The sequence below is a fragment of the Pseudorhodoferax aquiterrae genome, from assembly GCF_014652235.1.
Lineage (GTDB): Bacteria > Pseudomonadota > Gammaproteobacteria > Burkholderiales > Burkholderiaceae_C > Pseudorhodoferax > Pseudorhodoferax aquiterrae.
In genome coordinates this window covers 1-20,283 of record NZ_BMYK01000031.1, presented here as the reverse complement: position 1 = coordinate 20,283, position 20,283 = coordinate 1, and the positions used below count along the sequence as shown (strand labels likewise).

The 20,283-nt window shown below is 71.5% G+C and carries 20 protein-coding genes; 12 read left to right on the top strand and 8 right to left on the bottom strand.

What is annotated here, in order from left to right; translation table 11 throughout:
• The first annotated feature begins 175 nt into the window (after window positions 1–175).
• The 8 genes from adh to IE209_RS28695 all read left to right on the top strand — a co-directional run bounded on the left by adh (window position 176) and on the right by IE209_RS28695 (window position 8,122).
• Window positions 176–1,696 carry an aldehyde dehydrogenase gene (adh, locus tag IE209_RS28730; RefSeq protein ID WP_189690312.1) on the top strand — a complete coding sequence of 507 codons (1,521 nt, stop codon included), beginning with the start codon at window positions 176–178 and terminating at the stop codon, window positions 1,694–1,696.
• A gap of 74 nt (window positions 1,697–1,770) precedes the next feature.
• Window positions 1,771–2,241, top strand: coding sequence for a cytochrome c-550 PedF (pedF, locus tag IE209_RS28725; RefSeq protein ID WP_189690311.1), 471 nt, complete (start codon window positions 1,771–1,773; stop codon window positions 2,239–2,241).
• 29 nt (window positions 2,242–2,270) lie between these two features.
• Window positions 2,271–4,121, top strand: a complete 1,851-nt coding sequence (locus IE209_RS28720) for a methanol/ethanol family PQQ-dependent dehydrogenase (RefSeq protein WP_189690310.1) — start codon at window positions 2,271–2,273, stop codon at window positions 4,119–4,121.
• Between the two features lie 2 nt (window positions 4,122–4,123).
• Entirely contained in the window at window positions 4,124–4,684 is a 561-nt protein-coding gene (locus IE209_RS28715) for a pentapeptide repeat-containing protein (RefSeq protein ID WP_189690309.1), read from the top strand.
• Between the two features lie 191 nt (window positions 4,685–4,875).
• Window positions 4,876–5,325: an azurin gene (azu, locus tag IE209_RS28710; protein WP_189690308.1), complete on the top strand. Its 450-nt coding sequence runs from the start codon at window positions 4,876–4,878 to the stop codon at window positions 5,323–5,325.
• A gap of 4 nt (window positions 5,326–5,329) precedes the next feature.
• Window positions 5,330–5,716 carry a DUF779 domain-containing protein gene (locus IE209_RS28705; protein ID WP_189690307.1) on the top strand — a complete coding sequence of 129 codons (387 nt, stop codon included), beginning with the start codon at window positions 5,330–5,332 and terminating at the stop codon, window positions 5,714–5,716.
• A 48-nt stretch (window positions 5,717–5,764) separates the two neighbouring features.
• A complete protein-coding gene (locus tag IE209_RS28700; RefSeq protein WP_189690306.1) occupies window positions 5,765–7,186 on the top strand; it encodes a hypothetical protein in 1,422 nt (473 codons plus the stop codon).
• A gap of 30 nt (window positions 7,187–7,216) precedes the next feature.
• Window positions 7,217–8,122 (top strand): CoA transferase, encoded by a 906-nt coding sequence (locus IE209_RS28695; protein ID WP_189690305.1) that lies wholly within the window; start codon window positions 7,217–7,219, stop codon window positions 8,120–8,122.
• Window positions 8,123–8,152: 30 nt separating this feature from the next.
• On the opposite strand, the gene IE209_RS28690 is transcribed toward IE209_RS28695, so the two are convergent.
• Window positions 8,153–9,145: a TRAP transporter substrate-binding protein gene (locus IE209_RS28690; protein ID WP_189690304.1), complete on the bottom strand. Its 993-nt coding sequence runs from the start codon at window positions 9,143–9,145 to the stop codon at window positions 8,153–8,155.
• A gap of 92 nt (window positions 9,146–9,237) precedes the next feature.
• Here IE209_RS28690 and IE209_RS28685 point away from each other — a divergent pair, with 92 nt between their 5' ends.
• Entirely contained in the window at window positions 9,238–10,125 is an 888-nt protein-coding gene (locus tag IE209_RS28685; RefSeq protein ID WP_189690303.1) for an SMP-30/gluconolactonase/LRE family protein, read from the top strand.
• Entirely contained in the window at window positions 10,125–10,352 is a 228-nt protein-coding gene (locus IE209_RS34055; RefSeq protein ID WP_229883106.1) for a hypothetical protein, read from the top strand. Before IE209_RS28685 ends, IE209_RS34055 begins: the two co-directional genes overlap by 1 nt.
• Window positions 10,353–10,424: 72 nt before the next feature.
• Here IE209_RS34055 and IE209_RS28675 read toward each other — a convergent pair whose 3' ends face one another.
• The 4 genes from IE209_RS28675 to IE209_RS28660 form a co-directional block, all read right to left on the bottom strand.
• The gene (locus tag IE209_RS28675) at window positions 10,425–10,670 is read right to left on the bottom strand and encodes a hypothetical protein (RefSeq protein WP_189690302.1); all 246 of its coding nucleotides are present in this window, start codon (window positions 10,668–10,670) and stop codon (window positions 10,425–10,427) included.
• Window positions 10,671–10,783: 113 nt separating this feature from the next.
• On the bottom strand, window positions 10,784–12,136 hold the full coding sequence (locus IE209_RS28670; RefSeq protein ID WP_189690301.1) for an alpha/beta fold hydrolase: 1,353 nt from the start codon (window positions 12,134–12,136) through the stop codon (window positions 10,784–10,786).
• Window positions 12,137–12,279: 143 nt separating this feature from the next.
• Entirely contained in the window at window positions 12,280–13,527 is a 1,248-nt protein-coding gene (locus IE209_RS28665) for an MFS transporter (RefSeq protein ID WP_189690300.1), read from the bottom strand.
• Window positions 13,528–13,718: 191 nt separating this feature from the next.
• Entirely contained in the window at window positions 13,719–15,143 is a 1,425-nt protein-coding gene (locus IE209_RS28660; RefSeq protein WP_189690299.1) for an MFS transporter, read from the bottom strand.
• Between the two features lie 70 nt (window positions 15,144–15,213).
• Between IE209_RS28660 and IE209_RS28655 the strand changes: the two genes are divergently transcribed.
• Window positions 15,214–15,876, top strand: coding sequence for a helix-turn-helix transcriptional regulator (locus tag IE209_RS28655; protein ID WP_189690298.1), 663 nt, complete (start codon window positions 15,214–15,216; stop codon window positions 15,874–15,876).
• A gap of 3 nt (window positions 15,877–15,879) precedes the next feature.
• Here IE209_RS28655 and IE209_RS28650 read toward each other — a convergent pair whose 3' ends face one another.
• A complete protein-coding gene (locus IE209_RS28650) occupies window positions 15,880–16,830 on the bottom strand; it encodes a LysR family transcriptional regulator (RefSeq protein WP_189690297.1) in 951 nt (316 codons plus the stop codon).
• 68 nt (window positions 16,831–16,898) lie between these two features.
• Between IE209_RS28650 and IE209_RS28645 the strand changes: the two genes are divergently transcribed.
• Entirely contained in the window at window positions 16,899–18,320 is a 1,422-nt protein-coding gene (locus tag IE209_RS28645) for an MFS transporter (protein WP_189690296.1), read from the top strand.
• Between the two features lie 20 nt (window positions 18,321–18,340).
• On the opposite strand, the gene IE209_RS28640 is transcribed toward IE209_RS28645, so the two are convergent.
• Entirely contained in the window at window positions 18,341–19,411 is a 1,071-nt protein-coding gene (locus IE209_RS28640) for a DUF1513 domain-containing protein (RefSeq protein WP_229883105.1), read from the bottom strand.
• A gap of 4 nt (window positions 19,412–19,415) precedes the next feature.
• Window positions 19,416–20,283 (bottom strand): imelysin family protein (locus IE209_RS28635; protein ID WP_189690294.1); only part of this gene is annotated, 868 nt, incomplete at its 5' end.

The window sequence follows — 20,283 nt, the reverse complement described above, 5'->3', positions numbered from 1 at the left end:
CGCCGCCTGCGCACCGCAGCTGTCGCAATTCGCGGCACGCCGCCCTGCTCCGCGCACCCCTCCCTCTGGACGCCGCCTCGGTGTTTGTCCCAGTCCCGCCGGGCCTGGCCTTTGCACTGCTCCAGGCCAGCCACCGCATGTCGCGGGGCCCAACACCAGACGGACGGAGTCAACAATGGACATGCTCGAACCCGGCAAATTCGGCACCACGGTGCATTTCAAGAAGCGCTACGGCAACTACATCGGCGGCCAGTGGATCGCGCCGGCCGAGGGCCAGTACTTCGAGAACATCACGCCGGTGACCGGCAAGGCCTTCTGCGAAGTGCCGCGCTCCACGGCCGCCGACATCGAGCGCGCGCTCGACGCCGCCCATGCCGCGAAAGTCGCCTGGGGCAAGACCTCCACGACGGAGCGCGCCAACATCCTGAACAAGATCGCCGACCGCATGCAGGACAACCTGGCCGTGCTGGCCACGGCCGAGACCTGGGACAACGGCAAGCCGATCCGCGAGACCACGGCCGCCGACCTGCCGCTGGCCATCGACCACTTCCGCTACTTCGCGGCCTGCGTGCGCGCCCAGGAAGGCGGCATCAGCCAGATCGACCACGACACCTACGCCTACCACTTCCACGAGCCCGTCGGCGTGGTCGGCCAGATCATTCCCTGGAACTTCCCGCTGCTGATGGCGGTGTGGAAGCTGGCGCCCGCGCTGGCGGCCGGCAACTGCGTGGTCCTGAAGCCCGCCGAGCAGACGCCGGTGTCCATCCTCGTGCTGATGGAGATCATCGGCGACCTGCTGCCGCCCGGTGTGCTGAACGTGGTCAACGGCTTCGGCGTGGAGGCCGGCAAGCCGCTGGCCTCGTCCAACCGCATCGGCAAGATCGCGTTCACGGGCGAGACCACCACGGGCCGGCTGATCTCGCAGTACGCGAGCCAGAACCTGATCCCCGTCACGCTGGAACTCGGCGGCAAGAGCCCCAACATCTTCTTCGCCGACGTGCTGGACAAGGACGACGCCTTCTTCGACAAGGCGCTCGAAGGCTTCGCGATGTTCGCGCTGAACCAGGGCGAGGTCTGCACCTGCCCGAGCCGTGCGCTGATCCAGGAATCCATCTACGACCGCTTCATGGAACGCGCGCTCAAGCGCGTCAAGGCCATCCAGCAAGGCAGCCCGCTGGACCCGACCACCATGATCGGTGCCCAGGCCTCGGGCGAACAGCTCGAGAAGATCCTGTCCTACCTGGACATCGGCCGCCAGGAAGGCGCGGCCGTGTTGACCGGCGGCGCGCGTGCCGCACTCGACGGCGAACTGGCCGGCGGCTACTACGTGCAGCCCACGGTGTTCCTGGGCCACAACAAGATGCGCATCTTCCAGGAAGAGATCTTCGGCCCCGTGGTCTCGGTCACGACCTTCAAGGACGAAGAGGAGGCCCTGGCGATCGCCAACGACACGCTGTACGGCCTGGGCGCCGGCGTCTGGAGCCGCGACATGAACCGCGCCTTCCACATGGGCCGCGGCATCCAGGCCGGGCGCGTATGGACCAACTGCTACCACCAGTACCCGGCCCACGCCGCCTTCGGTGGCTACAAGCAGTCCGGCATCGGCCGCGAGAACCACAAGATGATGCTGGACCACTACCAGCAGACCAAGAACCTGCTCGTGAGCTACAGCGAGAACAAGCTGGGCTTCTTCTGATCCCCGACGCCACACCGGCCGGCCTGGCGCGCCAGGCCGGGCCGCCGCATGCCCGACCGATGAGACCGACACCGATGAAGACCACACGCCCCCTCCTGGCCGCACTGGCCCTGGCCATCGCCGGCGGCGCATTCGCCCACGGCGACATGGCCCCGCAGGCCGTGGACACCCACACCCTGCCCCCGCTCGGCGACAAGCCGCTGGACGACAACCCCTACAGCCCGACCGGCAGCAAGGCGGCTGCCAATGGCGAGGCCGTGCGCATCGGCAGCTCGGCCTACAACGCCAACTGCGCGCGCTGCCATGGGCTGGAGGCCAAGTCCGGCGGCATCGCGCCCGACCTGCGCAAGCTCAACGCGGACTGCGGCGACGCGAAGAAGCCCGACAAGGCCTGCATGGCCGAGATGGACCAGTACTTCTTCAGCACCGTGATGCAGGGACGCACGCGCGACGGCCGCGTCTACATGCCACCGTTCAAGGAGATCTTCACGCAGGAGGCCATCTGGGCCATCCGCAGCTACGTCGACACCAAGAAGCCCGACTGACAACACACCCACCACCGAGGAGACCTTCCATGCACAAGACCACCATCGCCATCGCCGCCGCTCTGCTGCTGGCCTCAGGCGCCCACGCGCAGCCCGACAGCCCCACCGTCAGCTGGGATGAGATCGCCAACGACCACGCCAGCACCAAGGACGTGCTGTCCTACGGCATGGGCCTGAAGGGCCAGCGCTTCTCCCCGCTCAAGCAGATCGACCGCAGCAACGTGGCCAAGCTCACGCCGGCCTGGAGCTTCTCGTTCGGCGGCGAGAAGCAGCGCGGCCAGGAGACGCAAGCCCTGGTGCATGCCGGCGTGGTCTACGTGACGGCCTCGTACTCGCGCATGTTCGCGCTCGACGCCAAGACCGGCAAACAGCTCTGGGCCTACGAGCACCGCCTGCCCGACGACATCCGCCCCTGCTGCGACGTGGTCAACCGCGGTGCCGCGATCTATGGCGACAAGGTCTACTTCGGCACGCTGGACGCACGCGTGGTGGCTCTGAACAAGGACACCGGCAAGGTGGTCTGGAACAAGAAGTTCGGCGACCACAAGGTCGGCTACACCATGACCGGCGCGCCCACGCTCGTGAAGGAGAAGAACGGCCGCGTGCTGCTGATCCACGGCAGCTCGGGCGACGAGTTCGGCGTGGTCGGCTGGCTGTTCGCACGCGACCCGGAGACCGGCGAGGAGGTCTGGGCCCGTCCGCTGGTCGAAGGCCACCAGGGCCGGCTCAACGGCCAGCCGGGCACCCACACGGGCGACCCCAAGGCGCCGTCCTGGCCCAGCGATCCCAAGAGCGCCACGGGCAAGGTCCAGCCCTGGAGCCAGGGCGGCGGCGCGCCCTGGCAGAGCGCCACCTACGACCCGGAGACCAACACCATCGTGATCGGCGCGGGCAACCCCGCGCCCTGGAACGGCAACCTGCGCACCGCGCCCGGCGCCGACGCGTCCAAGTACGACAGCCTGTTCACCTCGGGCCAGGCCTATGTGGACGCGACGACCGGCGAGCTCAAGGGCTTCTTCCAGCACACGCCCAACGACACCTGGGACTTCTCGGGCAACAACGAGATCGTGCTGTTCGACTACAAGGACAAGAACGGCAAGACCATCAAGGCCGGCGCCCACGCCGACCGCAACGGCTTCTTCTTCGTGACCGACGTGAACAAGCTGGCCACAGGCGCGGGCTACCCGAACAAGCCCACGGCGCTGCTGGCGGCCTACCCCTTCGTGGACGGCATCACCTGGGCCAAGGGCTTCGACCTCAAGACCGGCCGGCCGATCGAGAACCCAAACCAGCGGCCCAAGCAGCCGGCCGAGGGCCAGGACAAGGGCGAGGCCGTGTTCGTCTCGCCGCCCTTCCTGGGTGGCAAGAACTGGAACCCGATGAGCTACAGCCCGGAGACTGGCCTGTTCTACATCGCCGCCAACCACTGGGGCATGGACTACTGGGCCGAGCACCTGGCCTACAAGCCGGGTTCGGCCTACCTGGGCATGGGCTTTCGCATCAAGCGCCTGCACGAGGACCATGTGGGCACGCTGCGCGCGCTCGACCCGCAGACCGGCAAGATCGCCTGGGAGAAAAAGGAGGTCTACCCGCTGTGGGCCGGCACGCTGGCCACGGCCGGCGGCCTGGTGGTGACGGGAACGTCCAACGGCTACGTGAAGATCTTCGACGCGAAGAACGGCGACGAGCTCTGGAAGTTCCAGACCGGCTCGGGCATCGTCGCCATCCCGACCACCTGGGAGCAGGACGGCGAGCAGTACATCGGCATCGCCTCGGGCTACGGCGGCGCCGTGCCGCTGTGGGGCGGCGACATGGCCGACCTGACCAAGACCGTCACGCAGGGCGGCTCGTTCTGGGTGTTCAAGCTTCCGAAGAGCTGAACATGCGGCCGCTTCGCATCCTCGTGGGCGCGGCGGCGCTGGCCGCATCGCTGGGTGCTGCCGCGCAAACACCCGCGGCCACCTGCACGCCCGGCCCGCGCGCGCAATGCGCCGGTGCGGACCTGCGCTTCGCCAACCTCGTGGGCAAGGACCTGCAGGGCGCGAACTTCCGCGGCGCGAACCTGGACCGCGCCGACCTGCGCGCGGCCAACCTGGTCGGCGCGGACTTCACGGACGCCAGCGCGCTGGCCGCGCAGTTCGGCAAGGCCTACCTGGCGCAGGCGCGCTTCGTGCGCGCCCGCCTCGTGGGCGCGGATTTCGAGTCGGCGCGCATGAGCAAGTCCGACTTCACGCAGGCCGACCTCACGGCCGCCAACCTCTCGGGCGCCTGGTCCATCGGCACGCGCTACGAGGGTGCGCGGCTGGACAGCGCCGACGTGCAGGAGACCAAGTTCAGCACGTCGACCTTCCGCAATGCCTCGATGCGCGGCACCAAGCTGCGCTTCGCGGTGTTCTCCGATGTGGAGTTCGAGGGCTGCACGGGCTGCCCCGTCGATTGGTGAACAGGCTCTCCCCCGTTTGGCCGGCCTCACTTCGTGTAGGCCGCCCATACCCCCCAGGGGGCGCCGCCAGCGGCCGGGCAGAGCCCGTTCCGCGGCGTCTGCTGGCATGGCCTGCTCCGCGGCCACCCGTTCCGCGACACGCAAGCCACCTCGTGCGAGACGGGTGGCGCGCAACAACATGGATCACTGACATGCATCGAAGCTCTCACATTCTTCTCGTCGCCGGCCTGCTGCTGGCCGGCGCCGCCCAGGCCAAGACCTGCGCGCTCACGATCGCCTCCACCGACCAGATGCAGTTCGACCAGTCCGAGCTCAAGGTCGCGGCCGACTGCACCACGGTCGAGCTCACGCTCAAGCACACGGGCCAGCTGCCGGCCACGGCCATGGGCCACAACTGGGTGCTGACCGAGACATCGGCCATGCGCTCGGTGGCGCTGGCCGGCATGAACGCCGGTGTCGGGGCGAACTACGTGAAGCCGGGCGACGAGCGCGTCATCGCGGCCACACCGGTCATCGGCGGCGGCGCCAGCACCAGGATCAGCTTCTCGACCGCCAAGCTGGCCAAGGGCGGCGACTACAGCTTCTTCTGCTCCTTCCCCGGCCACTGGTCGGTGATGAAGGGCAAGCTGGTCTTCGGCTGAGGCCATGGTCGACCGCGTCACCGCCACGCCGGCCGCGCTGGTGCTCATCGAGCAGCTGCGCACGCGGCACGGCCCGTTGATGTTCCACCAGTCGGGCGGCTGCTGCGACGGCAGCGCGCCCATGTGCTATGCCCAGGGCGAGTTCATCGTGGGCGACCACGACCGGCTGCTGGGCAGCATCGGCGGCATGCCCTTCTACATCAGCGGCCCGCAGTTCGAATACTGGCAGCACACGCAGCTCATCATCGACGTGGTGCCGGGCCGCGGCGGCATGTTCTCGCTGGAGGGGCCGACGGGCCGGCGCTTCCTCACGCGCTCGCGGCTGTTCACGGACGCCGAGTGGGCCGCACTGCAGGCTACAGAAAGCACGGGAAAAGCCGATACCGCGTGAACGGGCCGCCATCCGGGCGCCCCGCCCCGACCGAGGTGCCCGACCCGCATGACCACCGTATCCGCCGTCGGCAGCACGCCATGGACCGCCAGCGCGGCCCTGGCGCGCCAGCCCGTGGCCGAGGCCACCGCCACGCCACCGTCCACCGTGCTGCAACTCGGGCGCAGCGAGCCCCCGTCCACGGTCTACGACCGCCCGACCGGCCCGACCCGCAGCTGGGCCAGCGCGCCCGGCGATGCGATCAGCAGCCTGATGCAGCGCAACGCCGCCAGCGGCACGGGCAGCCTCGCCTCGCAATGGCGCGGCCTGGGCGGCGCCCTGCTCACGCGGCTGGCCGAGCAAGGCGGCGACTACCGGCAGACGCTGGTGCAGCACGCCAGCGGTGTGGCCGCCAGCGACGCGCTGGCCAGCGCGCGCGACAGCGCCGTGACGCTGCAGCTGCGCATCCGCACGCAGTCGGGCACGACCGTGGAGCTGTCCATCGCCGTCAACCGCGGATCGGGGACCGTGCAGAACGGCCTGCAGGTGGACATGCGCAGCAACGGCGCGCTGAGCGATGCCGAGCGCCAGGCCCTGGGCGCGCTGGCCGAGGGCTTCGACAAGGCCCTGGCCGGCCTGGGCCGCGCGGATGCGCCGCAGCTGGACCTCTCCGGCCTGCTGGCCTACGACGACGAGCAGCTGTCGTCGCTCGAACTCACGGTGCGCAGCCCGCAGGCGGACGATCCGCTGCGCAGCTTCAGCCTGCAGGCCAACGCGCGCGAGAAGCGCATCGACGTGCAGGGCTCGGCCGGCGATGTGTCGCTGCGCCTGGACGCCGCCGCGCCCTTGGCCGCCGCTGCCGAAGATGTGCGCCAGGCCAGCATCGCGCAGTACCTCGCGCAGTTCGATGCGGCCGCAGACCGCGGCCACATCGGCGCCGAACTCGTGGCGCAGCTGCGCCAGGCCTTCGCGCAGTTGCACGGCGCCAACGGCGATCAGGCGCAGCCGCTGGACGGCACGCCCTCCGCGGTGCAGAACCAGGTGGCGCCGCTGCTGAACGGGCTGGCCGATTTCGAACTGCGCATCGAAGGCGAGTCGCGCAAGACCAACCAGAACGGCTACCTCACCGAGGTCAGCCAGGCCCGCTACGCCGTGGCGCAGCAGACCAGCGTGCAGCGCACGGGTGCGACGGGCGACATCACGGTCACACAGACGCGCAGCGCCGTGCTGCAGGCGCAAGTCCTGCGCGCGCTCGGCGAGGCCGAGATCGATCTGAAGGGCGGCAACTACCACCGCACCGACATCGACGACGAGAGCCGTGGCAAGACCACGGTGGCGACCGTCCAAGGCCGGATCGTGCGCGCCGATGCCGAGCGGGCAGACCGGCAGCTGCTGACCTACGCCAAGCTGCTGAACCACCGCGCCGTGGAAACGCACAGCGAGCCGCGTGAGCGACACCAGCGCGAGGATCTGCTGCCCGGCCTGCGGTAGATTGCGGCCCTTTCGGCCGCCCTCCTCCGCATGACCAGCACGACCTCCCGACCCGCCCGTGCGCCGCGCCCTCTGGCCGGCGTGCGCATCCTGAGCCTGGCGCTCAACCTGCCCGGCCCCGCCGCGCTGATGCGCTGCCGCGCCATGGGTGCGACCTGCGTCAAGCTGGAACCGCCCGCGCCCGACGGCGGCCCGGGTGACCCCATGGCCGTCTATGCGCAGGGCGCCTATGCGGCGTTGCATATAGGGGTGCGGGTGCTGCAGGCCAACTTGAAAACCGATGCGGGCCAGGATGCGCTGCACCGCGAACTGGCCCGTACCGACGTGCTGCTGACCTCGTTCCGCCCCTCGGCGCTGGCCAAGCTCGAACTCTCCTGGCGCAAGCTGCACCGGCTGTATCCGCAGCTGTCGCAGGTGGCCATCGTCGGCGCCGGCGACGCGCGTGCCGAGGAGCCCGGCCACGACCTGACCTACGTGGCCGAGCACGGCCTGGTCAACGGCCTCGAACTGCCGCCCACGCTGTACGCCGACATGGGCGGCTCGCTGGCCGCCAGCGAGGCCGTGCTGCAGGCCCAGCTGCTGCGCGCGGCCAAGGGCAAGGGCCATTTCCTCGAGGTCGCGCTGGCCGACGCGGCGGGCTATTTGGCCCTGCCGCGTGCTTGGGGCCTCACCACGCCACAGGGCTCGGTCGGCGGTGCGCATGCGGGTTACCGTGTCTACCCCTGCAAAGACGGCCGCGTGGCCGTGGCCGCGCTGGAGCCGCACTTCGCCAAGGCGCTGTGCGCGGCGGCCGGCGTGGCCGACGCCTCGCGCAAGACCATGCTGGCCGCCTCCACGCACGCCGCCGTGGCGGCCTTCTTCGCCACGCGCACGCGCAAGCAGCTCGAAAAGCTCGGCCACGAACGCGACATTCCGTTGCACGGCCTGCCGCGCTGACCGCCCGTTGCACAGCGCGCGGGTGGCGCCCTACTTCCTGGCTTTGTCCAGCTCCTCCCGGTAGAGCTTGACCAACGCCGGGTCGTAGCTCGCCGCGAACTTGTCGGCCACAGGGGCGGTCAGTTCGCGCATGCGCGCCAGCACGGGCGCGGGCACGTCGTTGACCTGCATCTTGCCTTCCAGCTCCTTGCGCGCGGCGACCGAGGTGTCGCGGCTCAGCTTGCGCTGGTAGGCGCCGGCCTCGGTGGCGGCATCCTGCAGGAGCTTGCGCTCGGCGGCGCTGAGCTTGTCCCAGAAGCGCTTGCTGACCAGCACCGGGCTCGCGGTGTAGACATGGTTGGTCACGCTGAGGTACTTCTGCACCTCGTAGAACTTGGCGGAGAGCGTGATCGCGAACGGGTTCTCCTGCGCGTCCATGGCCCGCGATTCGAGCGCGCCGTAGAGCTCCGGAAACGCCATGGGCACGGGGTTGGTGCCCAGCGCAGCGAAGCTCTCGACGAACATCGGGTTCGGGATCACGCGGACCTTCAGGCCCTTCAAGTCCTCCACGGTCTGGATCGGGCGGCGGCTGTTCGTGAACTGGCGGAAGCCGGCCTCCCAGAAGCCCAGGCCGATGAGGCCCTTGTCGGGCAGGCGTTGCAGCAGCGCCTGGCCGAACGGGCCCTGCAGCAGCGTGTCGACCTGTTCGCCGCGCGCGAACGAGAACGGGATGTCCAGCAACGTGAACTCCTTGACCACGGCGCCCGTGACCGTGGCCGACAGCACCACCATCTCCTGGACGCCGCCCTGCGTGGCGCTGAACTGCTGCTGCTCGCCGCCCAGCGTGCTGGCGGCGAACTCCTTGACCGTGATCTTGCCGCCGCTGCGCGCCGCGACGAGCTCGGCGAACTTCTGCACGCCCATGGACAGATGGTGGCCCTGCGGGTTCACATGGCCGAACTTGATCACGCGTTCCTGGATGTCCTGGGCCGTGGCCGCGGTCCAGGCCGCCAGCAGCGCGAGCGCCACGGTGTGCTTGTTCATGCGCAAAACAGTCTCCTCCGAAAGTCTGGCGGGGATTCTAGGCGGCAGAATTGAACGTCGTTCAATCCAGAAAACACTTTCCAGGAGATTCCATGCAGACCAGCGAAGGCGTGCGCTGCGCCGTGCCAGGCAGCGACGTGCTCGGCGAAACCCCGCTGTGGTGCGAACAGACCCAGAGCCTGCTGTGGCTGGACATCGAGCAGGCGCGGTTGCAGCGCTTTCACCCCGCCAGCGGGCGGCACGACGTGTGGCAATTCGACGAGCGCTACCTTGGCACGCTGGCGCTGCTGCGCCGCCCCGGCCGCGTGTTGCTGGGCATCGATCTCGCGCTGGAGACCTTCGATCTGGGCACCGGCGCGCGCGAGAAGCTGTGCCAGGTCGAACCCGTGGGCACGGACACCCGGCTCAACGACGGGCGCTGTGACAGCCGGGGGCGGCTGTGGGTGGGCACCATGGACAACCAGCTCGCGCGCGGCAGCGGCAGCTTCTACCGCGTCGACCCGGACGGCCGCGTGCACCGCCAGTTCGGCGACGTGATCGTCTCCAACACGGTGGCCCTGTCGCCGGCCGAAGACCGTCTGTACTTCTCCGACACGCGGCGCTACATCACCTGGCGCTTCGGGCTCGACGTGGCGGCCGGCACGCTGGGGCCGCGCGAGGTCTTCGTGGACTACGGCGGCCGCGGACGCCCTGACGGTGCCTGCGTGGACAGCCAGGGCTATCTGTGGAACGCCATCTTCGCGGGCGGCCGCGTGGTGCGCTACGCGCCCGACGGTACGGTGGACCGCGTGCTCACGCTGCCCGTCAGCAACCCGACCTGCGTGTGCTTCGGCGGGCCGGACCTGCGCACGCTGTACATCACGACCGCGCAGCGCTTCCTCACGCGGGCGCAGTTGCGCGCGCAGCCCTGGGCAGGGTCGCTGCTGGCGGTCTATCTGGAGGTGCCAGGGCTGGCGGAGCGGCGGTTTGGGCGGGATTGATGGCGCCCGCCAATCCATTCGGTGTGCTGGACCACGATGTCAAGCTGCCCAATGGCGTCAGCGTCCACAACGCATTCCGGGTCACGCCTTGTGCGCAGGGCTGCCTGCTCAGCTTCGTGGTGCCGCGACCGGCCGGCGCCAGCCAGGAAAGCTTCGCGTCGGACGTCGCGCATGTCCAAAAAGACCTCGCGACCTTGAAGAAGCTGCTTGGACAGAGCGCTCCGTGAGCGATGCGGTGGAACGGCCGTCCTGGTAGAGGGTGGTGGGATGGTCCCAGCGTGCGCCAGCTACCAGCGGTATCAGTCCGTGTTCGGCGCTGAATCGGTTTCAGGCGGTCGGCCCGCACCCGGAATCCCCTTGGCGATGTGCGGCTCAGCTTGGGCTGCGGCATCCTGCTTCCGCTCCAGCACTTCGCCATCCTGACGCGGGTGGTGATCACCGTCAGCCCGGTACTCATGCTCTTTGCCGCTGATCGGCGTGCTGTCCATGGCCTGCGTGGCCGCAGCCCGTTCACCGTCCGGATCGAGCTTCTTGCTGTCGGGCATGGCACGCCTCCTGTGAAGTGTGCTGACAGATTAGGCCGTCCGCGCGGCCCCCGTGTCGGATGGCAGCCCGAATGTCGATCAGCTTGCAACCCAGGGCGCCGTGGCCATGCGCATCAGTAGCTCAGTTCCAGGACCGACACGTGGTTGTCGGCCAGCGGCCAGCTCCGCCCCACGACACGTTCGCCGTTGAATTCGGCCACGAGGGCGCGCGGCAGGCCGGTGGGCTTGATGCGCGAGACCGCGACACCGGCGCCCAGCACTGCGCCCGGCGGTGGCGACTGGCCGTCGAAGGCCATCTTGTCGCGGCCCGGGTCGAAGTAGCCGCGTGGCCGCGTCATCAAGGCCAGCGCAGCTGCGTTCCTGTCGGCCTCGGGCACACGCTCTGGCCGGAAATTGAGCACCGTCGTCGAGCGCGGAAACGGGCTGCGGTAGAAGTGCGTGGTGGCGTAGCCGGACGCGCTGACCACGAACTCGTGGCGAGCCTGCGCGTCTGTCGCCAGCGGGCCCCAGGCCCCAGCAGCGGACACCACAGCGGTGTAGAGAGCGGGGCCCAGGCGCTCGCCCGTGTGCGGGTCGATGGCGAAGGCCTCGATGCGGGCACCCGCCAAGCCGATGTTGGTGCCAGCGCCACTCACCTTGCCAGACAAGGACACCAGCGGCTCGGGGGCGACGTCGCTGCGCGCGGGTCTGCTCCCGGTGATGAAGCGGTAGGCCGCCTCGAAGGCAGCAGCAGAGTAAGAGGTCTCCCGGTGGTCGATGCGCGGGATGACGACGTTGGTGGCGCCCTGGAGTTCGGGGCCTGCGGCCGTGACGCCGGTGGCCACGCCGCGCTTGCCCACCCACAGGCCATCCGCTTGGGCGAACTTGTCGTTGCCGTCGGAGCGCACCGTCATCCAGCGCACCGGGCCGGTGACCTCGTCGCCAGAGGCATTCTTGGGCGCATTCAGCGCACTGAGAAAGGGGCCGTGGCCCGCGAACTCGCTGCGGTCCGACAGGCCCTCGATGGGAACCGCCCAGACGCCGTGGTTGGGCGTGCCACCGAGGATGGCGTGCGACACCGTTTGTTCGCCGCCGCCGTTGGCGATGTAGTTGCGGATGGCGTTGCCGCCGCGCGAATTGCCCATCAGCACGACCTGGCGCGCGCCGGTGCGGGCCAGCACCTTGTCGACTTCGGCGCGCAAGTAGTCACGGTGCTCGGCCGTCGACGAACGACCAGGCTGTTCGCGCGTGTCGTCGTCGCGCGCGGTGGGCAGCGGCATGTCGATGGCGTGCAGCCGCTCGCGCGGCCAGCCGTTGGACTCGAAGCGCCACATCGTCGTCAACCACGACCCGGCGGTGTCGCCGTTGCCGTGCACGAAGACGATGGGCGGACGTGCGTCGGCGCCGTCGGGAACAGGGCCGGTGGCGCAGGAAGACAGCAGCAACGCAGCCGCGGTCAGCACCAGGCGCCGGGTCAGATGGGTCATGGGGATCTCCAGGAACGCGGGACGCGGGCGACGGGGCTTCGGTGGACTGAGGAGGATACGCGGACGAGGCGGTGTCTGTACCGGGGGGTTGCCCGTCCGGCAGGCCATGGGGCGGATGACGGCAGGGGGCGCCAGCGCCACCCTCATCCTTGCCTGGTGAGCACCGCGAAAGCCCAGGTCGCGGCCAGCAGCACGGCACCCAGGAACACCATGACCGCCGAAAGGCCCCATGCGGCAGCGATCGGGCTGGTGGCAGCCTGCACGACGGCCGCGCCCGCGAAGAACGAGAGATTGATGGCGGCCAGGGCCTTGCCGGCATGCTCTGGCGCCACCACCGCGCGCCCCATCGCGAACAGCAGCGGCTGCACGGCGATGGCGGCGCCGAACAGCAGGAACGCCGAGACGTCGAAGCCCACCGGCAACACGCCGCCGCCGAGCGACTGCGACAGCCAGCCGCCCGGCCGCGCAGATGCGACGGCAAGCAGCGCCAGTGCGGCGACCAGGTGGCCGACGACCAGCAGATGGCGGCGGCTGCCGCTGCGGCGGTCCAGCACGCCGTAGAGCATCGGCCCGACCACCAGGGCGACGGTCAACGGCAGCAGCGCGTTGCCCGCCTCGATGCGCCCGAGGTGCCGCACGTCCATGAGCCAGGGACCGCCCCACAGGCCTCGCACGGCGATGGCTGCCGCAAAGGACGAGAACGCCAGCACGACGATGCCACGCAGCTGCGGCGACAGCCCGATCCGCACCACCTCGCGCGCCTCCGATCGGATGGTCCGCCCGGTCGCCGCAGGGCCGGGGCCCTCGTTGGAGACGAAGGGCATGACCAGCACTGCGATGCCCACCGCGAAGATGGCCGCGGCCCAGAAGCCGGCGCGCCAGCCATGGTGCTCGATCAGCCACGCCAGCGGACTGGCGGACAGCAGCATGCCCGCGTTGCCGACGCCCTGGATCAGCCCGGACCACAAGCCGAACTGCTGGGGCGTCAGCAGCTTGGCGGCCAGCGTCATCGGGCACAGCAGCATGCCGCAGCAGCCGATGCCCAGCACGACCTGGGCGAGCAGAAAGCCGCTGGCGCCGCCGACCGTCGCGGCCAGCACGGCGCCGACCGTCACGATGGAAAGCAGCGTCAGCGCCACGGTGCGCACGCCGTAGCGGTCCAGCGCCACGCCGACCGGAATCTGGCCTGCCGCGAACGCGATGTGGTAGGCGCCGGTGAGGCTGGCGAGGCGCGCCGCTGTCACACCGATGTCCGCGCCGATCACATCGATCGCCACCGCGGGCAGGGTCCGCAGCAGGTTCGACAGCATGTGCCCCAGGGCCAGCACCAACAGCGGAACGCCGAACAGCAAGACCGCGCGGTACGGCGTCGCCGGGCGCCGATGCGCCATGGTTGAAGCAGCCTTGCTCACGCGGTGTCCCCTGTTCCGTTCTGTGTTGTGCGTCCGTGCCGCTCCTGCGATGCGGCGCGTACGATTCTAGGAAGGCGCGCGGCGTGGCCCGTCTCTCTTCAGTTTTACCTACGGCCAGCCCAAGGACCACACTGCATTCCGGCAGCCCCCTCCTTGTTCCGCCCCCTGCCCTATCCTTGGCTGGCCCGCCGCGCCAGCCAGGCCGCCGCCGCGGGCGCCAGCGCGAAGCTGGCGAACAGCCAGACCGCGGCCGACTGCGCACCCACCACCCCGCCCGGCGCCGTGAGCCCCGCGGCATTCGCCACCAGGCCAGCGATGGCCGCACCGATCGCCATGCCGTACAGCTGCACGGTGGTGATGGCGGCCGACGCCAGGCCGCCCTCGCCGCTGGGCGCCAGCCGCAGCACGCGTGTGAGCAGGTGCGGCCAGCCCACGCCCACACCGGCCCCCACGCCGGCCAGCGCGAGCCCGCTCAGCAGCAGGTGCGCGCCCGCAGCGAAGCCGCCGTGCAGCGGGATCAGAACCGCCAACGCAAGCAGGCTGATCGCGCACAGCACCGGGCCGCCCCGCAGCAGGCGCGCCGCAGCGGTGCCGGCGCGTCCCGAGGACAGCAGCGAGCCCGCGCTCCAGCCGGCGGCCATCGCCGCCGTCAGGTAACCGGCCGCCAGCGGCGTGTAGCCGTGCAGGGTCTGCAGGAAGTACGGCACGTAGATCTCGGTCGTGGTTCCGACCAGCAGCAGCGCCACGCAGCCGTAGACCGCGCCCAGCGGCGAGGCCAGCGCCGTGGCGCCGCGCGGCAGCAGGCGCACGGCCGCGCGCCGGTCCAGCGCGATGGCGGCCGCGCCCAGCGCTAGGCCCAGCAGCACCCCCGCGCCCTGCCAGGCCAGCTGCGGCGACAGGCTGGCCGCCGCGACGGCCAACACCGAGGCGGCCAGCAGCGCGATCTGGCGCAGGGCGATGGCCGGCCTGTCCTCGGCCACGCCCTTGCCGCGCAACTGCACCGCCACCAGCGCGGCCTGCAGCGCCGACACCGGCAACAGCGTCCAGAACGCCCAGCGCCAGTGCCCGGCCTGCGCGAACAGCCCGCCCACGGCCGGCCCACACAGCGTGGCCACGCCCCACATGCCCGAGACCAGCGCCACGGCGCGCGGCCACAGCGGCGGTGCGAACACCACACGGATCAGCGCATAGCTCAGCGCGGCCAGCATGCCGCCACCCAGCCCCTGCACGCTGCGACCGGCCAGCATCCACGGCATGGACGGCGCAGCCGCGCAGGCGGCCGAGCCCAGCGCGAACAATGCCAGCGCCGCCAGGCAGGCACCGCGCGGCCCGCGCGCGGCCAGCAGCCGCACCGACACGGCCGCGCCGACGATGGAGGCGACGACGAACAGCGTGGTGTTCCAGGCGTACCAGTCCAGGCCGCCGATGTCCTGCACGACCGAGGGCAGCACGGTGGTCACGATGTGCACGTTGATGGCGTGCAAGGCCACGCCGCCGGTCAGCGCGACGGCCAGCAGGCCGTTGCGGCCGCGCAGCAGGTCGCCCCAGGAGGCGGTGACGGAAGAAGGGCTGGAGGAAGAAGCGACAGCGGACATGGGGATTCTCGACAGCGCGACGGGCGCGCCTTATTATCCAAGCAGTTGTTTGGATATTAGCGCGAACCCCATGACTTCCACAAGCAATGACTTGGATAACCCCGTTGCCGCATCGGCAGCCGAGCGCATGCTGTTCCAGGTCAAGACGCGCGGGCCGGTTTCCACGGCGCAACTGGCGCAGCTGCTGGACATGACGCCCGAGGCCGCGCGCCAGCAGGTGCACAAGCTGCTGGCCGGCGGCCTGGTCGCGGGCCAGCAGGAGGCGGCCGCGGGCGTGGGCCGGCCGCGCCAGAACTGGGTGCTGACGGAGGCGGGCCACCGCCGCTTTCCGGACACGCATGCGCAGCTCAGCGTGCAGCTGATCGGGTCGATCCGCCAGCTGTTCGGCGAGGCCGGGCTCGACCGGCTCATCGCGCAGCGCGAGGACGAGGCGCGTGCGGCCTACCGCCGCGCCTGCACGGCCAAGACCTTGGGCAGGCGGCTCGAACAGCTGGCCGCCGTGCGCAGCGCGGAGGGCTACATGGCGCGCGTGGAGCGGCAGGACGATGGCGCGTGGCTGCTGTCCGAGGACCACTGCCCGATCTGCGCCGCGGCGCGCAGCTGCCAGGGCTTTTGCCGCTCGGAACTGCAGCTGTTCCAGGAGATCGCGGGCCCCGGCGCCAGCGTCACGCGCGAGCAGCATGTGCTGGCGGGCGCGTCGCGCTGCGTGTACCGCGTCGCGCCGCAGCGCTGACGCTCATGCCGCGGGCAGGTCCGGCCGCGGCAGATCGGGCCATGCGGCAGGCACCGTGACCGGGGCGCGCAGCACCTGCCCCAGGCAGGCCCGCAGCCAGGCGTGGGCCGGGTCGCTCGCGTGGCGTCGGTGCCAGAGCATGCGCACGGGCTGCGGCGGCAGTGCCAGCGGCAGCGCGAAGGTCTGCAGTCGCAGCGGACCGGCCAGGCTGCGCGCCATGCGTTCGCTGACGCAGGCCACGAGCTCCGACTGCGCGGCGGCCAGCAGCGCCGCGTAGCTGTTGGGCACGCTCAGTTCCACGCGGCGCTGCAGGCCGCGCGCGGCCAGGGCCTGGTCCGCCACCGAAGCTTCGCCCGGCCGCAGCACCACGTCCACATGCCGGGCGGCGGCCCAGCGCCGTGTCGTGAGGCGCGCGGCCAGCAGCGGGTGGCCGGCGCGCGCGGCGCCCAGCAAGGGCTGCTGCGACACCACGCGCGCCTCGGTCTCGCCGTCGGCGGCCAGGCCGGTGCCGATGTCCACGTCGATGCGGCCTTCGCGCAGCGCCATGGCGTCCACATAGGTGGCGGGCAGGATCTGCAGGTTGGCCAGCGGCATGCGCGCCTGCAGGGCCTGCAGCCAGGCGGTGCCGAACACCACGGCGTAGCCTTCGGGCGCACGCACGACGAAGCTGCGCGCGCGTTCGGCCCACTGCGCCGTGTCGGCGCCTGCGCGCAGCGCCTGGGCTTCTTCCAGCAGGCGACGCACCGGCCCGGCCAGCGCCTGGGCGCGCGCCGTCGGAACCATGGCCCGGCCCGCGCGCACGAGGATGGGGTCGCCGAACACCTCGCGGATGCGGGCCAGCGCATGGCTCATGGCGGGCGTGCTCAGGTGCACCCGCCCGGCCGCAGCGGTCACGCTGCCGGTGGCCAGCAGCGCGTCGAGCGCGGTCAGCAGGTTCAGGTCGTAGGTTTTCATTTCGTGCAATCCACGCTTGAATCGATTGCACTGTACAGAACACTGGCCTCGCCGCAGACTGCGCCGCCATGACCGCCCCGGCCTCGCCCCGACTGCCCTTCGCCATGCTGATGCTGCTGCTCGTGCTGGGCGCGCTGGACCAGACCATCCTGGCCACCGCCGCACCCGTGATGGCGCGCGAGCTGGCCGGCAACTGGCCGATCGCCTGGGTGTTCTCGGCCTACCTGCTGGCCGCCACCGTGGTCATCACGCTGTACGGCCGGCTGGCCGACGTGCGCGGTCGCAAGCCCGTGCTGCTGCTCGCGCTGGGGCTGTTCCTGCTCGGCTCGCTGGCCTGCGCACTGGCCACCGACCTGCGCCAGATCGTGCTGGCGCGCGCGCTCCAGGGTGCCGGTGGCGGCGGCTTCATGACGCTGAGCATGCTGGCGGTCACCGACCTGTTCCCGGCCGATGAGCAAGGCGCGCGCAAGGCCTCGCTCGGCGCGGCCTACGGCCTGGCCACCATGTTCGGCCCGCTGGCGGGCAGCTGGCTGGTGCAGGCCCTGTCCTGGCACTGGGCGTTTCTGGTCAACGTGCCGCTGGGCGCGCTGGCCTGGGTCGTGCTGGCGCGCACCCTGCCCGCGGCGCCGCCGGCCCGGACCACCGACGGGCGGGCCTCGATCGACCACGCCGGTGCGCTGCTGCTGGCTGCGGCGCTGGCGGCGTCGCTGCTGGCCACGCAGCATGCGCGCCTGGGCCTGCCGGCCTGGATCACGGCCGGCCTGCTCGTGGCCCTGGGCGCCGCGTGCACGCTGGGTTTCCTGTGGCGCCAGCGCCGGGCCCGGCAGCCGCTGCTGCCGCTGTCCCTGTTCGCACGCAAGGCCTACGCGGCGGCGAGCCTGCTGGCCGTGGCCTCAGGCGTGGCGCTCTACGCGGCCGTGGCCTTTGTGCCGCAGTACCTGCAGGCCGGACTGCAGCTGGCGCCTACGCGCGCGGCCTGGCATCTGGCACCGCTGATGGCCGGGCTGACGGCGGCGGCCATCGCGAGCGGCCGGCTGCTGCGCGCCCAGTGGCCTGTGGCGCGGCTCGCACGCCTGGCCAGCGCGGCCATGCTGCTGGCCTTCGCGTCGCTGGCGGCGGCGGTGCGCTGGTGGCCGCAGCAGCCGCTGGCCCTGTCGGCGGCCCTGGCGCCGCTGGGCCTGGGTCTGGGTGGGATGTTCCCGGTCGTCAGCATGGTCGCGCAGCGCGCGGCGCCGGCCCAGCACACCGGCGTGGCGACGGCCGTGCCGGTCATGCTGCGCAGCCTGGGCGGGGCCTTCGGTGTCGCGCTGCTGGCCCTGCTGCTGGGCCAGGACGTGGCGGCCCAGATGCGGGCGCTGCACGGCGCGGCCGAAGCCTACGCGCACGGCCTGCAGCAGGTGTTCGCTGGTGGCATGGCGGCTGCGCTGCTGGGCTTCGGCGCCGCCGGCTGGCTGCCGGCGCGGCCGCGCGCGGCGCCCGCTGGCCCTTGACGGCCGCAGGCGGTGCTTCTTCAGCCCAGCCGCAGCCAGTGGTTGTCGAGCCGCAACGCCGGCACGGGCCGCGCGGCGACGGTGGCGGCGTCGGCCACCAGCGCCTCTTCGCGGCCCCCGGCCCAGAGCCGGCCGGGCTCGGCCGCGAGCGCACAGGCCTCGGCCAGCGCCGTGAAGCCCTGCCAGCGGCCATCTGCTCCCCAGCGCGCGAAACCGTCGACCTTGGGCGTGCTGACGGCAAAGCCGCCGTTGGCCCAGGTGATGTCGCCGCCGTAGCCGGCCAGCGGCTGCGGCGCCGCGGCCGTGCGCAGCGTCTTGCCGTCGAACAGGGCCAGCAGCGGCGCAGCCTGCTTGGCGGCCGCGTCGCTGTGCTCGGCCTGCAGCGCGATGCCGAGCAGGCGGCCGTCCCGGCCGCCCCAGGCGATGTGGCGCAGGCTCAGGCGCGGGTCGGCCAGGCGCCACTGGCCCAGTACGGTGCCGCCCTGCGTGTCCAGCCGCACGAGCGAGGCGTCCATGCGTTCCAGGCCGATCTTGAGCCGGCCGGTCTCGGGCAGCGTGGGAATGCCGCCGTTGGCCACGAGCAGGCTGCCATCGGCATCGAGCAGCAGCTCGTGCGGGTCCATGCCGTGCGTGGGCCATTCCTCCTGCTTTTCCAGCGTGGCCGCATCGCGCACGCCGACCAGGCCGGCGCCGGTTTCCAGGTCGGTCTCGGTGGTGTACAGGCGCTGGCCGTCGCGGCTGGCGATCACGTGGCCGTTGAAGGCGCGGTCGGGCTCGATCCAGGCGATCTGCGGCTCCGCATCCCCGGGCTTCCAGCGCAGCAGCCAGTCGCCCGGGCGGCGCGCCACGGCCAGCACCGTGCCGCCGGCCTCGGCCAGCAGGCCGTGGGCGCGCGTGGGCACGTCGAGCGCGCGGGCCACGACCAGCGCGTCGGCCTGGGCGGCCAGCAGGCCGATCTGGTAGCGCGCGGCCTCGGCGTTGTCCTGCGGTTCGCACTGCCAGGCGGCGAGCAGCCGCGGCGTGGCCGCCGACCATGCCGGCGCGGCGAGCGCGGCGGCGCCCAGGGCCAGGCAATGGCGGCGTGTCAGCATGGCTTCAGTCTCCGTCGGCATCGGAGAAACCGATCCGGATGTCGAGCGCCGGCGCCAGTTCGGCCTCGGCCAGCTGCTTGAGGCCGGCCACGGCCCTGGCGGCGGCCTGCACGCTGGCCGGCGCGTCGGGCTGCGCGGCGCCCATGGCCTCGTCGACCCGGCGCACGGTGGCGGCCCAGCGGTCGGCCAGCGGGTTCAGGCCGCGGCCGCGCATGTAGGTCTCCAGCGCCACGAGGTCCTTGCCCGGCTCGGGCACGGTGTCGTCGGGCGCCACGGCCAGCGTGCGCAGCCCCTGCCATTGCGCGGCCCAGGCCTCGCGCGCGAGGCCGCTCGCGGCCCGCGGATAGGCCGGCGGCTTGCCCTTGGGCGCGCTCTTGAGCGGCTTGTCCATGAACGGCCAGCGCAGGCGCTCGACGCCGCCCACCCACTGGTTCACGAGCTCGGACATGGCGACGGCAGCGGCTTCGTTGGCCTCCTCGTCGTCGGGATCGGGCTGGGCGTTGGCCAGGGCCGTGAAGGCCTGGGCCAACGCCTGCGCCTCGGCCAACACGTTCTCGGCCAGCAGCTGGGCGTAGCGGCAGGCCGCCGTGCCGGGCGCGGGCGGCTGCGTCCAGAGCAGCCATTCGAGCGCGGGCAGGCCCTTGGCCGGCGTGCCGATGCGCTCCAGCGCGGCGGCATCCGCGGGCGCGGCGGCGATGGCCCGGCGGATCAGCTCGGGCCGCGTGGGCGCGAAATCGATCTGGCGCAGCGTGCGCCGCTGCAGCAGCGGGCCGACCGACACCGCCGACAGCCGGCCCAGCGCGAGCGCGGCGTCGCCCCAAGCCCGGCGCGCCGTGGCCAGCGGCGCGCCTTCACCGGTCGGCGCCGCGGCC